This is a genomic window from Sphingopyxis sp., assembly GCF_050916055.1.
In the GTDB taxonomy this organism is placed as follows: Bacteria; Pseudomonadota; Alphaproteobacteria; order Sphingomonadales; family Sphingomonadaceae; genus Sphingopyxis.
On the sequence record NZ_CP051527.1, the window covers coordinates 711,488 to 730,077 of the forward strand.

General features: G+C 66.3%; 15 protein-coding genes and 1 tRNA gene. 11 read left to right on the forward strand and 5 right to left on the reverse strand.

The window, feature by feature from the left end:
* Nucleotides 1-8 precede the first annotated feature (8 nt).
* From HEQ22_RS03555 to HEQ22_RS03565, 3 genes are all read left to right on the forward strand, one after another.
* Nucleotides 9-938, forward strand: a complete 930-nt coding sequence (locus HEQ22_RS03555) for a tyrosine recombinase (protein WP_432769827.1) — start codon at nt 9-11, stop codon at nt 936-938.
* Between the two features lie 10 nt (nt 939-948).
* Complete coding sequence (locus HEQ22_RS03560; protein WP_432769828.1) at nt 949-1,896, forward strand: acetyl-CoA carboxylase carboxyltransferase subunit alpha; 948 nt, start codon at nt 949-951, stop codon at nt 1,894-1,896.
* Nucleotides 1,897-2,049: 153 nt separating this feature from the next.
* Complete coding sequence (locus tag HEQ22_RS03565; protein WP_432769829.1) at nt 2,050-3,549, forward strand: M48 family metalloprotease; 1,500 nt, start codon at nt 2,050-2,052, stop codon at nt 3,547-3,549.
* Nucleotides 3,550-3,623: 74 nt separating this feature from the next.
* Here the strand turns inward: HEQ22_RS03565 and HEQ22_RS03570 are convergent, their stop codons facing one another.
* Nucleotides 3,624-3,806, reverse strand: coding sequence for a Flp family type IVb pilin (locus HEQ22_RS03570; protein ID WP_432769830.1), 183 nt, complete (start codon nt 3,804-3,806; stop codon nt 3,624-3,626).
* Between the two features lie 141 nt (nt 3,807-3,947).
* A complete protein-coding gene (locus HEQ22_RS03575) occupies nt 3,948-4,118 on the reverse strand; it encodes a Flp family type IVb pilin (protein WP_432769831.1) in 171 nt (56 codons plus the stop codon).
* A 66-nt stretch (nt 4,119-4,184) separates the two neighbouring features.
* Here HEQ22_RS03575 and HEQ22_RS03580 point away from each other — a divergent pair, with 66 nt between their 5' ends.
* Nucleotides 4,185-4,613, forward strand: coding sequence for a (deoxy)nucleoside triphosphate pyrophosphohydrolase (locus HEQ22_RS03580; RefSeq protein ID WP_432769832.1), 429 nt, complete (start codon nt 4,185-4,187; stop codon nt 4,611-4,613).
* 4 nt (nt 4,614-4,617) lie between these two features.
* Here the strand turns inward: HEQ22_RS03580 and HEQ22_RS03585 are convergent, their stop codons facing one another.
* On the reverse strand, nt 4,618-5,469 hold the full coding sequence (locus tag HEQ22_RS03585; RefSeq protein WP_432769833.1) for a methyltransferase domain-containing protein: 852 nt from the start codon (nt 5,467-5,469) through the stop codon (nt 4,618-4,620).
* Between the two features lie 42 nt (nt 5,470-5,511).
* On the opposite strand from HEQ22_RS03585, the gene HEQ22_RS03590 reads away from it, so the two are divergent.
* The 5 genes from HEQ22_RS03590 to HEQ22_RS03610 all read left to right on the forward strand — a co-directional run bounded on the left by HEQ22_RS03590 (nt 5,512) and on the right by HEQ22_RS03610 (nt 7,783).
* The gene (locus tag HEQ22_RS03590) at nt 5,512-6,381 is read left to right on the forward strand and encodes a ComF family protein (protein ID WP_432769834.1); all 870 of its coding nucleotides are present in this window, start codon (nt 5,512-5,514) and stop codon (nt 6,379-6,381) included.
* 4 nt (nt 6,382-6,385) lie between these two features.
* The gene (grxC, locus tag HEQ22_RS03595; protein WP_432769835.1) at nt 6,386-6,652 is read left to right on the forward strand and encodes a glutaredoxin 3; all 267 of its coding nucleotides are present in this window, start codon (nt 6,386-6,388) and stop codon (nt 6,650-6,652) included.
* Nucleotides 6,649-7,125, forward strand: a complete 477-nt coding sequence (locus tag HEQ22_RS03600) for a DUF1178 family protein (protein WP_432769836.1) — start codon at nt 6,649-6,651, stop codon at nt 7,123-7,125. Before grxC ends, HEQ22_RS03600 begins: the two co-directional genes overlap by 4 nt.
* Nucleotides 7,126-7,175: 50 nt before the next feature.
* Nucleotides 7,176-7,252, forward strand: a tRNA-Arg gene (locus HEQ22_RS03605).
* Nucleotides 7,253-7,300: 48 nt separating this feature from the next.
* Nucleotides 7,301-7,783 (forward strand): MgtC/SapB family protein, encoded by a 483-nt coding sequence (locus HEQ22_RS03610; RefSeq protein WP_432769837.1) that lies wholly within the window; start codon nt 7,301-7,303, stop codon nt 7,781-7,783.
* A gap of 70 nt (nt 7,784-7,853) precedes the next feature.
* Here HEQ22_RS03610 and HEQ22_RS03615 read toward each other — a convergent pair whose 3' ends face one another.
* Complete coding sequence (locus tag HEQ22_RS03615; protein ID WP_432769838.1) at nt 7,854-13,736, reverse strand: autotransporter domain-containing protein; 5,883 nt, start codon at nt 13,734-13,736, stop codon at nt 7,854-7,856.
* 396 nt (nt 13,737-14,132) lie between these two features.
* Here HEQ22_RS03615 and HEQ22_RS03620 point away from each other — a divergent pair, with 396 nt between their 5' ends.
* Nucleotides 14,133-16,376, forward strand: a complete 2,244-nt coding sequence (locus HEQ22_RS03620) for an ATP-binding protein (RefSeq protein ID WP_432769839.1) — start codon at nt 14,133-14,135, stop codon at nt 16,374-16,376.
* Here the strand turns inward: HEQ22_RS03620 and HEQ22_RS03625 are convergent.
* Nucleotides 16,362-16,979: a response regulator gene (locus HEQ22_RS03625; protein WP_432769840.1), complete on the reverse strand. Its 618-nt coding sequence runs from the start codon at nt 16,977-16,979 to the stop codon at nt 16,362-16,364. The genes HEQ22_RS03620 and HEQ22_RS03625 overlap by 15 nt on opposite strands.
* 520 nt (nt 16,980-17,499) lie before the next feature.
* Between HEQ22_RS03625 and HEQ22_RS03630 the strand changes: the two genes are divergently transcribed.
* The gene (locus tag HEQ22_RS03630; protein ID WP_432769841.1) at nt 17,500-18,453 is read left to right on the forward strand and encodes a serine hydrolase domain-containing protein; all 954 of its coding nucleotides are present in this window, start codon (nt 17,500-17,502) and stop codon (nt 18,451-18,453) included.
* The last annotated feature ends 137 nt before the right edge of the window (nt 18,454-18,590 follow it).

Sequence of the window (18,590 nt, forward strand, 5' to 3'; positions counted from 1 at the left end):
GCGCGGCCATGTCCGACGCCGCCCTGATCGACCGCTTCCTCGAGATGATGGCGGCCGAACGCGGCGCGTCGCGCAACACGCTCGCCGCCTATCGCCGCGATCTGGAACAGGCGGCAGGGCTGGTCCGCGGCGCGCTTGCCGACGCCGATGCTGCCGCGCTGCGCGGACTGATGGCCGAATATGCCGCGCTCGCGGCGAGCAGCGCGGCGCGCAAATTGTCGGCGCTGCGCCAGTTTTTCGCCTTCCTGCTCGATGAGGGCGAGCGCGCCGACAATCCCGCGCTCGACATCGCGCGTCCCGCGACGCGGCGGCCGCTGCCGCGCATCCTGACCCACGCCGATGTCGAAAGCCTGTTCGCGGTGGCGGCGGCGGAAGCGGCCGGCGAGGGGGCCGCGACGCCGCGCATCCGGATGCTGCTGCTGCTCGAACTGCTCTACGGCTCGGGCTTGCGCGCCAGCGAACTGGTGTCGCTGCCGCGCCGCGCGGTGGCGGGGACACGCGAATATCTGATCGTGCGCGGCAAGGGCGACAAGGAGCGGCTGGTGCCATTGTCGGAGCGCGCGCGCGACGCGATCGGGCGCTGGCTGCCGCTGCTCACCGATGCGTCGCCGTGGCTGTTTCCGTCGGGCAAGGCGCATGTGTCGCGCGTCCGGTTGTTCCAGATGCTGCGCGACCTCGCCGCCCGCGCCGGGATCGATCCCGCGGCGATCAGCCCGCATGTGCTGCGCCACGCCTTCGCCACCCATTTGCTCGAAGGCGGCGCCGATCTGCGCGCGCTGCAACTGATGCTCGGCCATGCCGACATCGCGACGACCGAAATCTATACCCATGTCGACAGCCGCCGGCTGGTCGAACTGGTCAACCGCCGCCATCCGCTGGCCCGGATGGAAACGGGGCGGGCGGTGCCAGACGTTGACCTAGCGGCGCCATCGGCTTAGCGGTCCGACGATGACAGCCTTTCTGGATTTCGAAAAACAGGTCGCGGCGCTCGATCGCCAGATCGCCGAACTGCGCGACATGGGCGACGACCCGACGCTCAACATCGACAATGACATCGCGCGGCTCGAGGCCAAGTCCGCCAAGCTGCTGCGCGAAATCTATACGAAACTGACGCCGTGGCAAAAGACCCAGGTCGCGCGCCACCCCGACCGGCCGCATTTCAAACATTATGTCGCGGGGCTGTTCGACGACTGGATGCCGCTCGCCGGCGACCGCAATTTTGGCGACGATCAGGCGATCCTTGGCGGCCTCGCGCGCTTTCGCGGCCGCCGCGTGATGGTGATCGGGCATGAAAAGGGCGACGATATTCCGTCGCGGATGAAGCATAATTTCGGCATGGCAAAGCCAGAGGGCTATCGCAAGGCGATCCGCCTGATGCAGCTCGCCGACCGCTTCGGGCTGCCGGTCGTGACGCTCGTCGACACCTCGGGCGCCTTTCCCGGCATCCAGGCCGAGGAACGCGGCCAGGCTGAGGCGATCGCGCGCTCGACCGAACAATGCCTCGCGCTCGGGGTGCCGATGGTTGCGGCGGTGGTCGGCGAAGGCGGATCGGGCGGGGCGATCGCGCTCGCCGCCGCGAACCGCGTGCTGATGTTCGAACATGCGGTTTATTCGGTGATCTCGCCCGAAGGCTGCGCCTCGATCCTGTGGCGGACGTCGGACAAGGCGGCCGATGCCGCGGCGGCGATGAAGATGACGCCCGACGATCTGCTTGCGCTCAAGGTGATCGACCGCATCGTTCCCGAACCCGTCGGCGGCGCCCACCGCGCCCCGGACGTCGCGATCGCCGCGCTCGGCGATGCGATTGCCCAGGAACTCGATGCGCTCGGCGGACTGCCGCGCGACGCGCTGCTGGCGGCGCGCGAGGAAAAATTCCTCGCAATGGGCCGCGCCTGAAGGCTGAACCGCTCTCCCGGGAATCGGCGCCGGAACCGTCCTGCGACCATCGCGTTCCCACGAATGCGATCCGCAAGCCGCCATTCATGCGCGGTTTGCCACGAACGCGCTTCGGGTCAGCCCGGATAAAGACGAAAAAAGGGAGCCAAATCGATGACTCAGAAGATAACGGCGGCGCTTGCGACCGCGGCCGCGGTGTGCCTGACCTTCGCAAGCGGCATCGACGCCCCCGCGAACGCCAAGACAATCAAGACCGCCACCAGGATTTCAGCCTCGGATCGCAAGCAGGGCGACGAAGCGCATCCGCAGCTGCTCCAGGAATTCGGCGGCGCCTATGCCGGGCCGCAGGCGGCCTATGCCAACCGGGTGGGCCAGAATATCGCGGTCCAGTCGGGCCTGTCGCGCAGCCCGCGCGATTTCACCGTCACCCTGCTCAATTCGCCGGTAAACAACGCCTTCGCGATCCCCGGCGGCTATGTGTACGTCACCCGCCAGCTGATGGCGCTGATGAACGACGAGGCCGAACTCGCTGGCGTGCTCGGGCACGAGGTCGGCCATGTCGCGGCGCAGCACAGCAAAAAGCGGCAGACTGCGGCAACCCGCAACGCGATCCTCGGCGTGCTGGCGAGCGTGCTCGGCGGCGCGATCGGCGATAATGGCGGCCTGCTCGGCGGGCTCGGCGGGCTGCTCCAGAACAATGCGATGCAGGTCGCTCAATATGCGACGCTCGGCTTCTCGCGCAGCCAGGAGCTTGAGGCCGACCAGCTCGGCGTCCAATATCTGCGCAGCGCCGGATACGATCCGCTCGCGCTGTCGACGATGCTGGCCAGCCTCGCCAACCAGACGACGCTCGACGCGCGGCTGGCCGGCGGCGATGCGCGGTCGCTGCCCGCTTGGGCGAGCACCCACCCCGACCCCGCGTCGCGCGTCCGCAACGCCCAGTCTCTGGCCCGAAAGGCCGGAGCGGGGGGCCTGCGCAACGCCGATGCCTTCCTCGCTTCGATCGATGGCGTGCTGTACGGCGACGATCCGGCGCAGGGCGTGGTCGAGGGGCGCGATTTTCTCCACCCCGACCTGCGGCTGCGCTTCACCGTCCCGAACGGCTACGCGATGCAGAATGGCGCGACCGCGGTGTCGATCAGCGGCAATGGGGGACAGGCGCAGTTTACCACTGCGCCCTACAGCGGCGATATGAACGCCTATATCGCGGCGGCGTTCAAATCGGTGGCGGGGGACAGCGCAATCAGCCCCGGCGCGGTGCAGCGGACGACGGTCAACGGCATTCCCGCTTATTATACGACCGCGCGCGCCAACACCCAGTCGGGGCAGGTCGACGTGACCGTCTTTGCCTATGAATTTTCACGCAGCAGCGCCTTTCACTTCGTCACGCTGGCGAAGGCCGCGGGCAGCGGTGCGTTCAATTCGATGCTGAGCAGCGTGCGGCGGCTGAGCGCGACCGAGGCGGCGGCGATCAGACCGCGCCGCGTCGATGTCGTTACCGTCGGCCGCGCCGACACCGTCGCCAGTCTGGCGCGGCGCATGGCCTACACCGATTATCAGGCCGAACGCTTCCAGGTGCTGAACCGGCTGAATGCCTCCAGCCGCCTGACGCCGGGGCAGAAGGTGAAACTGGTCGTCTACGCCGGACGATAAAAAAGGGCGGTGGCCATGGCCACCGCCCTCCTTTTCGTGTTGCGCCCGCCAAGGCCGGCGCAAGAGCGTTTGGCTTAGTTGCCGCTCGCCAGGCCGTCCTGAAGGCCCTTGTCGACCTTTTCGAAGGTGGCGTCGACGTTGCCGCCAACAGCCTGCAGCGTGGTGATCGCGGCGACGGCGATCAGAGCGGCGATCAGGCCGTATTCGATAGCGGTCGCGGCCTTGACGTCGCGAGCGAACTTCTTGATGAACTTCATGTCTGGTCTCCTGATAAGTCACTTACCCTGTTGACAGTCTGGTCTGGGTCAACATCGGCAGGTTTAGGTCGAATTGGTTTTGAAATTCTTAATTCGTCGGCTTGCCATTTTTCGGGTGCGAGTCCCGTTTCAAGACAAGCCTCACATGACGCCATCGACATGCTCGCCGATGTCATCCCACATCGTCATCGTGCTGGCCCCGACCGCGCTCATCGCGGCGAGCGCGGCGATGAAGATCATCGCCACGATCAGCCCGTATTCAACGGCTGTCGCGGCCCTGGTCGACCGCATCAGCCCGGCAAACTTGCTCATTGTTCCGCCCCTAACTGAAGTTATAGTTCCCGAGGGTGCCGAGCCTCGCACAGGAAAGTTAACAATTTGACCGATTCACGCCGCGGGGAAGCCCCCGCCGACTGTCTCATTGTGGTGGCGGCGGCGCTGGTCGATCGCGATGGCCGGCTGCTCGTTCAGCAGCGGCCCGACGGCGGCTCGATGGCCGGGTTGTGGGAGTTTCCCGGCGGCAAGCTCGAACCCGGCGAAACGCCCGAACAGGCTTTGGTCCGCGAACTTTCCGAAGAACTGGGGATCGACGTCGATCAGGCGTGTCTCGCCCCCGCCTGTTTCGCCAGCGAGGGGCTGGGCGAGCGGCATCTGCTGTTGCTGCTCTACGTCTGCCGCAAATGGGGCGGCACGCCCACCGCGCATCACGCGAGTGCGCTGCGCTGGGTCAAACCCGCGCAATTGCACGCGCTCGCCATGCCGCCCGCCGACAAACCGCTGATCGGCTTGCTCGAAGCGCTGGTCTAGAAGTTCAGGACTTCGGTTTCAGCGCTTCGGTCAGCGAAGCGGTGGCACTGCCGCGCCTGGCGGGCTGCGGCTGGCCGGGATGCGGCGCCCAGCCGCTGAAATGGACGAGGCGGAACTGTTCGTCGATGCGGGCATCCGGGTCGGCGCCAGCGATATAGGCGATCGCGATCCGCGCCACCTCGTCGCGCGTCAGCGGCGGCGGCGCGGGATCGAGCCGACTCGTAAGGCCCGCGGCGCGGAGGTCGCGGACGAGCGCGAACAGGTCGGCGTAGCGCACCGTCAGCGCCTCGACGTCGACCACCGGCAGCGCAAAGCCGACGCGCTGGAGCAGGTTGCCGATCGCGGCGAGATCGATTTGCGGGTGCAGGCGCGCGATCGATCGCACCCCGTCGGTCATCACCGCGCGGCGCAGTCGCGGCAGGCTGCCGTCGCCGACGAAGGTGCCGAGCAGCAGGCCGTCGGGGGCGAGCAGCGCGCGCAGGCGGACGAGCGCCCCCGGCACGTCGTTGACCGCGTCCAGCCCGCCGGGCCACAGGATCAGGTCGAAACTGGCGAAGGGCAGGTCGATGGCATCGGCCTCGACCGGGATCGCCCCGGTCGCGGCGGCCAGGCGCGGGCCGGCCTCGACGATCGTCAGCGCGGTGCCGGTCTGGCGCAGATGGGCGATCAGCGCCGCGTCATGGGCGCCGATCAGCAGCGTCCGCTCGAACCTTCGCGTCACCATCGCCAGCCGGTCGATCAGCGTCTCGGCGATGATCGGCGCCAGGAAATCGGCGTCGGCGGGCAGGCGGGCGAACCGGTCGCGCTGGGCGCGCTGGCGGGCGGCTGAAAAGATCGGGGCTGAAGGCTGCGACATGCGCCGCTTGTGCCGTCCCCGGCGATGCTTCACAAGTCGCGGATGGCCAGCGCATATGATGAAGCCGATGTCGAAGCCGCCCCGGCGCACGCCGGCCGGCTCGGTCGCGGGGTCAGGTCCGCGGTGCGGGCGCTCCTCGACTACGCGCTGCCGCCGCGCTGCCCCGGTTGCGGGGTCGTTGTGGGCGAAGATAGACAATTTTGCCTCGCCTGCTGGACCTCGCTCGATTTTCTCGACGGCCCCGCCTGCGCCCGCTGCTCGATCCCGCTCCCCACCGCGTTGCCCGGCGGGCCGATCGAATGCGGTGCCTGCATCGCCGCGCCGCCGCCGTTCGACGGCGCGCCTTCCGCGGTCGCCTATGGCCCGGTGGCGCGCACCGTGGCGCTGCGACTGAAATATGGCCGGAGGACTGGACATGCGCGGTTGATGGCGGGCCTGATGGCGCGTCCGCTTGGCGCGCTGACGGGCGCCGAACCGATGCTGCTGGTTCCGGTGCCGCTCCATCGCTGGCGGCTATGGTCGCGCGGCTTCAACCAGGCGGCGCTGGTCGCCGATGCGCTGACCCGGCACACCGGGACGCCGCACGACCATCATCTGCTGCTGCGAACGAAGGCGACGGTGCCCTTGCGCGGGCAGGGACGCCGCGCCCGCGAGCGTATCGTCGCCGGGGCGTTCGCGCTGGCGCCCGGCGCGCGCGAGCGGGCGAAGGGCCGCCATATCGTGCTGATCGACGATGTGCACGCCAGCGGCGCGACGCTGCGCGCCGCGGCACGGGCACTGCGGCGCAGCGGCGCGGCGCGCGTGTCGGCGCTGTGCTGGGCGCGGGTCGTTCCCGACGCGCTGATGACCGGCAACATATTTGACTTCGCGCGCGTTGATTCCGATATAAATGACCAAATCATGTCAGGATAGCCAGATGGCCAAGATCGAAGTCTATACCAAATTCCTCTGCCCCTATTGCTCGCGCGCCAAGGCGTTGCTCGAACGTAAGGGGGTCGATTATCAGGTGATCGACGTGACGATGGATCGCGCCGGGTTCGACGCGATGGTTGAACGCGCCGGCGGCGCGCGGACGGTGCCGCAGATTTTCATCGACGACCGGCATATCGGCGGCAGCGACGACATGGCGGCGCTCGACGCGCGGGGCGGGCTCGACCCCCTGCTGGGGATCGCCGGCGCTTGATCGTCTTCGATCTTTGCTGCGCCGCGGGCGCCCACCGGTTCGAGGCGTGGTTCGCCAGCAGCGACAGCTTCGCCGACCAGCGCGCGCGCGGCCTGCTCGTCTGCCCGGTATGCGGCGACGGCGAGGTGGCGAAGGCGGTGATGGCGCCGCGTGTCGGAGCAAAATCGAACCGCGCGGTCGCGGCACCGACCGCCTCGTCCGCTGTTAACGCCGCCACCGGCGATGCGTCGCCGCCCGACATCGCGCGCCGCCTGCTCGCCGAAATCGCCGCGAAGCAGGCCGAGATGCTGCCGCAATCGCGCTGGGTCGGGCGCGACTTCGCCAATGCGGCACGGGCGATTCATGAGGGCCGCGCGGCCGACGACCTGATCCACGGCCAGGCTTCGCCCGAAGAGGCCGAGGCGCTGCGCGACGACGGCATCGCTGCGATGCCGCTGCTCGTCCCGGTGACGCCGCCCGATCTCGCCAATTGACGCCGGCAAGCGCGAGCCGTTAGAGAGACGCCGCGTCCCGCAAGGGGCCGGCACCCGTAGCTCAGCAGGATAGAGCATCAGATTCCTAATCTGGGGGCCACTGGTTCGAATCCAGTCGGGTGCACCATTGTCGCGGCGGGGAACCCTTTGTCCGCCGCGGCGCTATTGTCGCAGCATGGAACTCAACGCGCCGATACTCGTCCACTGGATCGACCTCGACCTCGCGTCGCGGCTCGGCATCGCGGCGCTGCTGGGACTGCTGCTTGGGCTCGACCGCGAGATCCGCGGGCATGCCGCCGGGCTGCGCACCCATGGGCTGATCTGTTTTTCGTCGGCAGCGATGACGGTGTCGATGATCGCCCTGTATGGCCAGATCGGCGGTGAGCGCGCCGATCCGCTGCGGATATTCGAGGCGACGGGCGCCTTTATCGGGATCATCGGAGCCGGCCTGATCGTGTTCAGCAGGGGCGAGGTGAAGAATCTGACCACCGCGGTGCATCTGTGGCTGGCGGCGGCGATCGGGATCGCCTGCGGCGCCGCGCAATGGCCGCTAGTGCTGATCGGTGCGATCATCAGCGTCTTGATGCTCAGCCTGCTCGGCATCGCCGAGGCGCGCTGGAATCGGCGGCGCGAGGCGGACAATGATGCAGTCGAATAAAAAGGGGCCGGGATGACTCGCGTCATCCCGGCCCCATCTGCAAGAACCGTTCGGTTCGGGGTCGCGTCGATCAGAAAGCGATTCTTGCAGTAACCCGTGCGCCATGGCTGGACCGGTCCGACGCCAGCGTGCCGGTGTAGGCCGCGTCGATCCGGAACCCGCCCGCGCTGTAGCCAAAGCCCGCTTCGACCTCGGCCGAGTTCTTCGGGATCGAAACCCCGACGATGGCGAAGGAGGGGCCGCCCGCAGCAAAGCGCGAGCCGATGACCGCGGCGCGATCGTCGAAGGCGCGGTTCCAGGCGGCCGAGAGGAAGGGCTGGAAGCCCGGCGCGCCGGCGTTGAAGCGGGCCCGCGCGCCGAGGCTGAGGAACGTCGCCTTCTGGTCGGTCTCGGCGACGACCAGCGCGGCATTGCCGCCGGTTTCGGCGAAGGCGTCGCTGCCGGTGCTGACGTGCGCAAGGCGGGCAAAGGGCGTGATGGCCGCGCTGCCCATCGCCAGGTCGTAACCGATCTCGCCAAAGATCTGCAGTGTGTCGCCATCGCGCTTCGACGTCAGCGACTGTGCCAGCGGCGCGCCGCTTACCGACCGGTTGGTGGTGATGTCGTGCCACGCATAGCTGACGCCGATCGTTCCCTTCAGCCCGCCTTCAGCGCCATAGGTCGCGTGCGCCGCGAGATATTTGCTTTCGACATCGGCATTGTCGCCCCGGCCATCCAGATTGAAGTCCGATCCGCCGATCCCCGCCGACAGCGCGGCGGCGAAACCGTTGCCACCGAAGCCAAAGCCGGCAACGAAGCCCTTGTGGTCGGTGTCCATTGCGAAACGTCCGGCGCTGGCGTCGAAATCGCCCCAGCCGCCGAAGGCCGAGCCCCAGACGAAGGCACCGCTTTCCTCGGGCGCCGCCATGCCCATGATGGCGTTGCGCAGGTGACGGCTGTCATCGGTCAGGCCGCTGATCGTGCTGGCGAGGATTTCGCCCGAAAGGTCGCCGAAGGTTGCTTGTGCGGTCGCGGCATTCTGGACCAGCACCGCCTCGAACAGCGGGTTGTCGATGCCGAGCGCCTGGACGGCGCCGGCGACGCTGGCCTGATTGAACCCGACTGCGACGTCGGCGAAATCGATGTCGTTGCGATAGAGCGACAGCGTTACCGAATTGGCGCCGTAGCGCAGCAGCGGATCGAGGAAGGCGAGGTCGGTCGTCACCGACCCGAAGGTGCCGGTGACGCCGGTCGCGCCGGTCAGGATCACATAGTCGGTGCGGGGGTTGTAGTTGCCCGCCTCGGCGAGCACTTCGACGGCGGCGGTGCTGGCGATCGTCACCGTCCCGGTTGCGTCGACGCGGTCGCTTTGTCCCGCGGCGTTCACCTCGACCTCATAGGTCGATCCAGCAGCGAAATCGAGATCGCCGTTCACGGTCAGCTGGCCGATCGAATTGCCCGGTGCCAGTGTCCCGTCGGTGCCGACGTCGGTGTTGCCGACCGTGCCGTTGCCGCCCAGGGTGCCCCCGGCATTGACCGTGACATCCGAGGTGATCGTGCCGTTCACCGCCAGCGTGCCGCCATTGACCGCGGTCGGCCCGGTGTAGCTGTTGGTGCCGGTCAGGTTGAGGATGCCGTCGCCGTCCTTCACCAGGCTGCCGTCGCCGGTGATGTCGCCGGCAAAGCTGGTGTCTTCGTCCTGATCGACGGTCAGTTCGCTGTCGTCGATGACGACGGTCGCTTCCCCGCCGCCCGACAGGCCACCGATCGTCTGGTCGGTGCCGCTGATGTCGAGCTCGCCGCCGTCCAGGTTGAATTCGGTTTCGGGATCGATCACCCCGCCGATGCGGACCGAGCCGGCAAGGATGTTGGTCATCCCGGTGAAGCCATAGTCGCCGAGGAACGACAGGATGCTGTCGCCCTGCTTGACCAGCGTCCCCGACCCCGAAAAAGCGCCAAGAAAGTCGTAATCGTCCGAACGGTTGAAGATGAAGGTGCCATCGTTGGCGATGTCGCCCGCGAAATCCCCCTCGGTGCCGCCGGCGCCGAGCTGGAAGAAGCCGTCCCCTGCGGTGGTCACATTGCCGAGCAACGTGCCGGTCAGGATCAGACCGCCGTTCGAGACGGTGGTGCCGCCGCTATAGGCCAGCGTGTCCGTATCGACGGTGAACACCGCCTCGCCGATCAACTGGAGCCCGCCGGTGCCGGTGATCGACAGCGCGTCGAGTTCCGAGACCAGGTCGTCTTCGCTGAAATTCAGCACGAGCAGCCCGTTGGCTGTGACCGCCGACGTCAGGATCGGCGACGTCCGGCCGTCTTCGCCCAGATCGACTTCATTGACCTGGAGCGCACCGCCCTCGGCGATGGTCACCGTGTCGAATTCGCCGACGAAGCCCGAGGTCGACCAGTAACCTGACGCCACGTCGAGCGTTTCGAAATTGGTCGCGCCGCCGATCTGCTGCGCGGTGGTCAGTTCCAGCACGTCGCCGGCTAGGGTAAGCCCGTCGACACCGTCGCCCGCGTCGATTGCGCCGGTGACCGCGCTGCCGGTGCGCAGCGTGACGTCGTCGTCGAAGGCACCGAGCCGCACCGCGACCCCCGCGCCGCCGGTCAGCGTGCCCGAATTGTCGAGGCTGGTCTGGGTCAGCGAGGAGAAGGCTTCGCCGCTGCCCCCGCTGATCGTGCCGCTGTTGACCAGCGTGACCGCGCCGCTGGCGTCGCTCTCGACGCCGACGAGGTCGCCGCTGATCGTGCCGCTGTTGGTCAGCGCCAGCGTGCCGGTGGTGCCGTGACCCAGGCCGACGGTGCCGCCGCTGATCGTGCCGCTGTTGTCGACGACGACCGAGGCCAGCCCGGCGTTGAATTGAGCGCCCGCCCCGGCGCCGCCGGTGATGGTGCCGCTGTTGGTCAGCGTCCCGGTGAGGCCGGCATCTTCGCCGTCGAACTGGCTCTGGATGACGACGCCGCCCAGGTCGCCGGCGATCGTGCCGGCGTTCTCGACGCTGCCGCCGCCCGACAGGATGATGCCGAACCGCGTGGCTTCGATCGATCCGTCTGCGCTGTTGGCGACCGTCGCTTCATAACCTTCGGCCGCTTGGCCCTCGGCGCGAAACATCGAGACGCCGTCGGCAAATTCCTGGCCGCTGCCCGAAATGGTGCCGCTGTTGACGACGCTGCCGCCGCCGATCAGGCGGACGCCGTCGTTCGATTCGCCGGCGATCGTGCCGCTGTTGACGATTGCGGTGCCGGTCGCCTGAAACACCAGCTCGCCCGTCGCCTCGTCGAACAGATAGGCGGTGGTGATGCCGGCGCCGGCGCCGCTGATCGTGCCGCTGTTGGTGATCTGCGAATCGGCGGTACCGATGGTGATGCCCGCGTCGGGAACGGCGTCGAAGCCGTCATAGGTGCCTTCGCCGCGGATCGTGCCGGCGTTGTTGACGATCAACGTGCCGGTGGCGGACGAATAGATGCCCGAGGTGGCACCGGTGATGACGCCGTCTTCGGCATTGTTAATTGTCAGGTCGGCGCGCGAGCCGTGCGACACGCCGATGCCGAAATCGCTGACGACCGTGCCACTGTTGTCCAGCGTCGCGGTCGACATGTCGCTGCCGAAGCCGACGCCGTATCCGTCGCCCGAACTGCCGCCCAGGTCGCCGGTGCCGCGGATCGTACCGCTGTTGGTGACGCTGGCGGTCAGGCCGCTGCGGTCCTCGTTCGGGTCGGTGTTGAGCGCGGTGCCCTGGATGAAGATACCGCCGACAACGCCGGTGATGTCGCCGGCGTTGGCGACGTCGCCGCCGCCCGACAGGATGATGCCGAAGCGGCTGCCCTCGATTGTGCCGCCGCTTTCGTTGGTGACCAGCGCGCCATAATCCTCATTCGCCTGATCGGTGTAGGCGAACATCGACACGCCGTCGGTGAAATCGCCCGCCTCGCCGCGGATCGTGCCGCTGTTGGTGACGCTGCCGCCGCCGATGAGGCGCACGCCGTCGTCGTTTTCGCCGATAATCGTGCCGCTGTTGACGACCGTCGTATCGACTGCGCGCCCCTCGATCTGGCCGGTCGCCGCGTTGAAATGATTGGCCGTGGTGATGCCCAGCCGGTTCCCCGAGATAGTGCCGCTGTTCGTCACCGAACTGCCCGCGTCGGTTATGGTGACGCCGGCGTCGGGCGCGGCGTTGAACCCCTGGTTGGTACCGTTGCCGCGGATCGTCCCGGCGTTGGTCAAGGTGAGCGCGCCGAGAACGGTCTCGACCCCCGACGCCGCGCCGGTGATCGTGCCGTCGGCGGCATTATCGATGGTGATTGCGGTATCGCTGGTCGCGTTGACGAATATGCCGTCGCTGGCGCCGCCGGTGATGTCGCCGGCATTGGTGACAGAGAGGGTATCGAACTCGCCGAAGCCGATGATCCCCTCGCCGCCGAGACCGGCGGCGGGATTGCCGTTGCCGCCGGTGACCGAGCCGCTGTTGGTGATCGTGCCTGAGACCGGATCGTTGCCGAGGCCGTTCTGGATCAGGATACCCGCGCCGCCCCCCGTGATGGCGCCGGCATTATCTACCGTGCCGCCCGACGACAGCGCGACGCCGGCGCGGACGCCCTCGATGACGCCACTTTCATCGTTGGTGACCTGCGACGTGTAAGTCGCGAGATCCTGTGTCACCAGCGCGAACATCGATACGCCGTCGGCTTGCAGGTTCTGCTGGCCACTGATCGAGCCGCTGTTGATGACGGTGCCGCCGCCCTGAAGCCGGACGCCGTCATTGTTCAGGCCGACGATCGAGCCGCTATTGATCACGTCGGTATCGACCGAGCGATCCTCGAACACGCCAGGGCTGGTCTGGAACGGGTTGGTCGTGATGCCGAAGGTAGCGCCTTGGATCGTGCCGCTGTTGTCGACCTCGGCATTGGCGGTGGTAATATTGATCGCCGCCTGATTGTTGCTGCGGATCAGCCCATCGTTGTCGACGGTCAGCGTCCCGGCATTCGACGCGATGGCGGGGCCGTTGGCGATGATCTGGCCGCCTTCGGCATTGTTCACGATCAGCTCGCCGCTGTTTAGGCCGATGATGCCGGTCTGCGCCGCGGTGATCGTCCCGCTGTTGTTGATGATCGCGGTCGCGAGCTGCTGGTTTGCGAGGATGCCAAGGAAACCCGAAATCGTCCCGCTGTTGTTCAGCGTCGCGGTGCGACCGGGCTGGTTGGCGTTGGCGGTCAGGATAACGCCGAAGGGCGAGACGTTGGGCGTGGCCGGGTTGAAGGTTCCGGTGCTGCGAACGGTGCCGGCGTTGTCGATGGTGCCGCCCCCCGACAGCAGGATACCGAATAGTTGCCCTTCGATCAGGCCGGTGGCGGTGTTGGTGACGGTGCCGACGCCGGTCGCGGTCGTGCTCGTCGCCTCGGGGAATTCGGCGAGAACGACCCCGATGCCTTGCGCGCCATTGCCGATATTGCCGTTGAAACCCTGGATGGTGCCGCTGTTGACGACGTCGCCGCCCCCGATCAGCGCCACGCCGCTGCCCGCCTCACCGCGGATCAGGCCGCTGTTGGTCACGCTGGTGTCGGCGGCAAGCGCTTCGGGCGGCAGGTTGTTGCCCTCGGCGTCCTCGCTGAAGAAATAGGATGTCGACACGCCATTCGCGGCGCCGGTGATCGTACCGCTGTTGGTGACCGAAGATCCGGGCTGGGCGATGACGACGCCGCCGCTGGGGCGATCGTCGATGCTGCCAAAGCTCGTGCCGTTGCCGCGAACCGTGCCGGCGTTGTCGACGGTGACGGGGCCATTGTCGGCATAGATGCCGATATCGTCGCCCTCGACCTCTTCATCCTCGGCGACGACGATGTCGAGCGTTTCGGGCTGGTCGTTGTGAATGCCGAACGCTTCCTGTGCCTGCACCGGCGCGGTAAACTGCAGGATCGACAACCCGGCGACCGCGCTGGTTGCCAGCAACCGCGACTTGGAAAAATTCGACATGCTTTGGACTCCCCTTGAATTTCGCATAGGCGAACGACATGGCGACCGGCGGCGGCGTAATCGCGCGCCACCGATGGCCCTACATGATTTGCTCTGCGCCCCCTCAGCCGATTGACCGTCACGATCTTCTCGATCGTCACGATCTTCGGCGTTGTTTGACTTGACTAATTCGTGCGGACGGGCATCGTCTACCAAATCTAATTTAGGGTGTTCGGGGTGAAGCGGGGGCTTCTATAGGGTCCGCCGCCGGGCCAAGGGTCGCCGGGACGGCGACCTGTGAACTCTCCATTTTTTTCTGCGCGGTGGCTCTGGGGGGTGCTGTCGAGTGATGATGATTGTCCGGGCCGAAATTCGACCTGACCCGCATCGCCGGTGAGGCGCTTTCGGGATATCCCAATGCGATGGCTGGCCGCGCTCGTCGCCGCCGTCGTGCTCGCCGTGTCCACGCCCGCGGGCGCCTTGGCGCCCGCCATTCCGGCGATCGCGCTCGAACCCGGCAAGGATCCGGCTTCGATCGTTTCTGCCATCCGTTATGCAAAGAATGATGGGGGACTGGAGGGCGACCGGCTGGCGCGCATCCTCGCCGGTCCGCTCCAGCGTGTATCGGGGCAGGCGATCCATTTCGGCCCGCCCGGCGACCGCACGACGGTCTTGGTCAAAGTCCGCAACGCAGGCAACGCGCAGGGGAGCTGGATTTTTACGACCGGCCGCGGCTCGCTTGCCTATTTCCGGCTTTACGAAGCGGCTGGCGATCGACTGGAGTTGCTGGTCGACGGGGCCGATGTCGAGGAAGCGCGCGCGAACCTGCAAACCTATCAGGCGTTCAGCACCGAGATCGTCCTCGACCCCGGTCAGGAAAAGCTCGTGTTGATCGACATGCTGTCGGAAAACTCGACGTACCTCCCGCTGAAAATCCTGACCTATGGGACCTTCTTCAAGGAACGGCGCGCGAATATCGCAATGGTGTCGGGTGTCGTGCTCGGGGTTGTCGTTCTGCTGCTCCTCAACTTCCTCTTCTTCTCGATCACCGGACACCGCGAATTCATTTGGCTCGCGGTCGCGCAGGGCTTTTTCGCGCTGAACACGGTCCATGCCGAGGGCTATATCACCATCTTCTTCCTGTCCGATCAGCCGCTGACCGGGGTTGCGCTGGAGGATTTCATCAAATGCGGCTTCGCCGCCGCCATGGCCCAGTTCGGGCGCAGCTTCGTCCAGACACCGGTCCATTTTCCGCGCCGCGACCTTGCGTTGAAGGCACTGATCGCATTCGCGCTTGTCGTGATGGTGCTGCAACCGGGTTTGTCGCTCTACCCGCCCGGACTGCGGCAGGCGCTGCATATCGCCGCCTGGCTCGTCGCGGTCGCGGTCGCGCTGTTCCTGCCGTTCGTCGGCTATGCCGCGATGAAGCAGCTGGGGGCGCAGCTCTGGCCGCTGTTCGTCGGCTGGGCGAGCCTGGCGCTGTTCATCATCTATGCCGCGATTGCCTCGATGGGCGTATTCTCGTGGCTGCCGATCAACTGGCATCTCGCGGGCCCCGTCGGCCTGTTCGAATCGATGATGGTTACGCTCGCGCTGGGTCTCAACCTCAAGAAGATCCAGAACGACAAGCTGGCCGCCGACACCAATTACGCGCGGTCGATGGTCGAGCGGCTTGCGATCAGCGAGCGGGCGGCGCGGCTGGCCGAGGAAAAGGCCTTTGCGCTGGCGACAGTCAACAGCCAGAACGCGCTGCTCCACGCGTCGGGCCACGACAGCCGGCAAGTCATCCTGGCGCTCAACAGTGCGATCGACGTGCTCAAGCGGAACGACGGGGTCCACGACGATTTGACCGACATGTTGCAAAGTTCGGCGGATTATCTCGGCGAGATCGTCTCGACGACGATATCGGGGGCCAATATCGCCGGCAGCGAAGCCGATTTCGTCGCGCTCGCCAGCTTCAGGGGTCAGGCGCTGATCGAGCCGCTGGTGATGATGTTCAAGGCGCCGTTCGCGGCTAAGAATCTGACGCTGACCGCGCGCGTCGTCGGCGATGTGACGATCGTGTCGGACAAGCCGCTGCTGATGCGCGCACTCGCCAACCTGCTCAGCAACTCATACCAATATACCCGGGAGGGCGGCGCCGACCTCACGCTGGCGATCGAGGGTGGGCAGGCGATCATGACACTCACCGATAGCGGAATCGGCATGTCGGCCGGCCTGATGCGGGCGCTGAACGACGACGATACCGCCCGGCGACGCGCCGATGAAGGCGGCGAAGGGACGGGATCTGGCTTCCAGTCGGCCAAACGGGTGATCCAGGCGCTCGGCGGTTCGCTCGAAATCGCTGCGTCGGGTCCGGCGGGGACCGAGGTGCGGATCGGCCTGCCGTGCGCCTTCGCGACCGTGACGCCGTGCCCGCCCGAGCGGCTGCAGTCGGCGCTGCCCGATTGGCAGCTCGTCGATTTCGACCAGCGCGAGGCGTTCGATGCCGCGTTGGCCGCAAAGACCACGCCGCCCGACCGCATTGCTGCGTTCAGCTATGACGACACGACGATCACCCGCGGCCGGTTGAGCGACCTGGTCGGCATGATGCTGATCAAGCCGCTGTGCTGCGAAATGCTCGATCACCCCCGGCTGCGGGCGCTGTCAAAGCAGCTTTAACTCGTGCGCACGTTCGACGATCTTGCGATTGTGAACGACGTCCAGCTTGCGCCGCAATTCGGCGATGTGAAACGACACCGTCGGCGGCGCGATCGACAAGCGGTACGAGATTTCCTTGTTGGTTTCGCCCTGCGCCAGATAATGGAGGATCGCCATCTGCCGCGATGACAGGATCACCGGCGGTTCGTTATGCTTGCCGAGCGCCTCGCGCATATGGTGCGAGATATAGACGTCGCCCGCCAGCGCCGCGTCGCACGCGGCGATGATCTGCTCGGGCGGGTCGGCCTTGCTCACCACCGCACGGGCGCCGAGCTTCAACGCATAGTCGATCTCGCCCAGCCGGGTTTCGCCGGTCAGGATGATGACCGTCATGTCGCGCGATCCGACGATTTCGGCGAGGATGTTGATACCCTTCACGTCGGGCATGTTGAGGTCGAGGACCACCAGGTCGACCGGCTGCGACTGGACGAAGGCGCCGACCAGCGCGCCGCGATCGAGCGTCCCGACCACGGTGTAGCGCTCGTGCGATGCGAAGAGGAGTTTCAACCCGTTCTGGGTGATCCGGTGATCGTCGACGAGCAGGACCTTGTGCTTCCCCGGCATGTCGACTCCCCCTGAACCAATGCCCACTGACTTCCGCCTTGCATTAGACGGTGGTGGACCCGCAACCCGAAAAAAGCTTGGGTTGGCGCGTGACGACGCCTCCTGCCGCGGATAGGGGGGCGGCTGGCAAGCTGGATGAGCGACCGTTACGTTTACACGCGGTCGAGCGTGGCGCCGTGACGGGCGAATCCGGGCGGTGCGGGCACGGATGAGGTCGAATTCCAGCGACCGTTCTGTCCCTATCGGCAAAAGGCGGTATATCGCTTCACCGGTTCGACGCGCGCGGCTGCGAGATTTACATGTACCTCGCGAGATCGGGATCGCGATAGGCGGGGTCGATACGGCGGACGTGGCAAATGGGGATCTCGTCCGAAGTCCCCAAACCGAGAGAGAAGACGATATGCGCCTGAGGTCGGGAATCGCAGCAGTGGCAATCGCTGTCGCGCTAAGCGCATGCGGGTCAATTGGGGACCGTACGAAGGCTCTAAGTCGCGCGAGCGGGACCGCACAGGACGGCGCGATGCGCGATCTGCTTGACTATGTGCGCAGTCAGAACACAACCGGCTTCGTAGTTATGCACAGTGGAAAGACGCTCGTCGAAGAAAATTGGCCGGCGCCCGAAGACCTGATGTTTGCGATTTTTCGTTACGGCCAGACCGACAGCGGTGCATTGTTCGAGGACGTGGCCTCGCAGCAGAAAAGCTTCATCGCGATACTGATGGCAGTGGCGGCCGACAAATCGCTGATCGATGTCGACCGACCGGTCAGCGACTATATCGGGGTGGGCTGGTCGCTAGCGACAGCTGAGCAGGAACGGCGGATCAAGGTCATCCATATCCTGCAGATGAATTCGGGTCTGGACGAAAAATTTGCCTATGTGGCGCCCGCGGGCACGCAGTTTTTATACAATACCCCCGTATATGCCGTCTCGAAGCAAATTTTGACCAAGGCGAGCAAGCTCTCGCTTGAGCAACTGACGCGCGATTGGCTGACGGCCCCCGCAGCGATGACCGAGACCGATTGGCGTCAGCGGCCTGCGGCGTTCGCCGGCGTCGGCAACAATACGGCGCTTGTGACGTCTCCGCGCGACACCGCGCTCTTCGGGCAGATGATCCTGAACGGAGGCGTCGCGTCCAATGGCAAGCGGATCGTTTCTGCCGCCAGCCTGCAGGCATTGTTCGATCCCTCACCAACCAATGCCGCTTATGGCCGTCTGTGGTGGCTCAACGGCGGCGGGGCATATGTTCGCGTCGATGGCCGGCGCGACAGTGGACCTTTGATCCCGGAGGCGCCCGCCGACCTGGTCGCGGCCTTCGGCTTTCTCGACCGCCGCCTTTACGTCGTTCCCAGCCTCAATCTCGTGGTGGTGCGGACCGGCGCCGATGCAGCCGACGCCGACTTCGACCAGCAGCTGTGGCAGCGTCTTGCCGGGGTGCTCGGCAGTCAGTCGATCGCCGGGCATAGAACGCGGTAACCGATTCCGTCGACCGGCGGTCATGATCGCCGCCCTTTTTCGCCTTTCCGACATTATGATCGCAAAAACATTCACGCGCACGATAGTGAATATTGACAATCGCGATCGATGCGGCATAACGCATCCCTGATTTGGCG

What these genes read in the sequence shown, in the direction of transcription:
- HEQ22_RS03590 (WP_432769834.1), top strand. Translation starts at nt 5,512, where the DNA reads ATGGCCAGCGCATATGATGAAGCCGATGTCGAAGCCGCCCCGGCGCAC.
- HEQ22_RS03585 (WP_432769833.1), bottom strand. Translation starts at nt 5,469, where the DNA reads ATGTCGCAGCCTTCAGCCCCGATCTTTTCAGCCGCCCGCCAGCGCGCC.
- HEQ22_RS03560 (WP_432769828.1), top strand. Translation starts at nt 949, where the DNA reads ATGACAGCCTTTCTGGATTTCGAAAAACAGGTCGCGGCGCTCGATCGC.
- HEQ22_RS03620 (WP_432769839.1), top strand. Translation starts at nt 14,133, where the DNA reads ATGCGATGGCTGGCCGCGCTCGTCGCCGCCGTCGTGCTCGCCGTGTCC.
- HEQ22_RS03555 (WP_432769827.1), top strand. Translation starts at nt 9, where the DNA reads ATGTCCGACGCCGCCCTGATCGACCGCTTCCTCGAGATGATGGCGGCC.
- HEQ22_RS03610 (WP_432769837.1), top strand. Translation starts at nt 7,301, where the DNA reads ATGGAACTCAACGCGCCGATACTCGTCCACTGGATCGACCTCGACCTC.
- HEQ22_RS03575 (WP_432769831.1), bottom strand. Translation starts at nt 4,118, where the DNA reads ATGAGCAAGTTTGCCGGGCTGATGCGGTCGACCAGGGCCGCGACAGCC.
- HEQ22_RS03565 (WP_432769829.1), top strand. Translation starts at nt 2,050, where the DNA reads ATGACTCAGAAGATAACGGCGGCGCTTGCGACCGCGGCCGCGGTGTGC.
- HEQ22_RS03570 (WP_432769830.1), bottom strand. Translation starts at nt 3,806, where the DNA reads ATGAAGTTCATCAAGAAGTTCGCTCGCGACGTCAAGGCCGCGACCGCT.
- grxC (WP_432769835.1), top strand. Translation starts at nt 6,386, where the DNA reads ATGGCCAAGATCGAAGTCTATACCAAATTCCTCTGCCCCTATTGCTCG.
- HEQ22_RS03625 (WP_432769840.1), bottom strand. Translation starts at nt 16,979, where the DNA reads ATGCCGGGGAAGCACAAGGTCCTGCTCGTCGACGATCACCGGATCACC.
- HEQ22_RS03615 (WP_432769838.1), bottom strand. Translation starts at nt 13,736, where the DNA reads ATGTCGAATTTTTCCAAGTCGCGGTTGCTGGCAACCAGCGCGGTCGCC.
- HEQ22_RS03630 (WP_432769841.1), top strand. Translation starts at nt 17,500, where the DNA reads ATGCGCGATCTGCTTGACTATGTGCGCAGTCAGAACACAACCGGCTTC.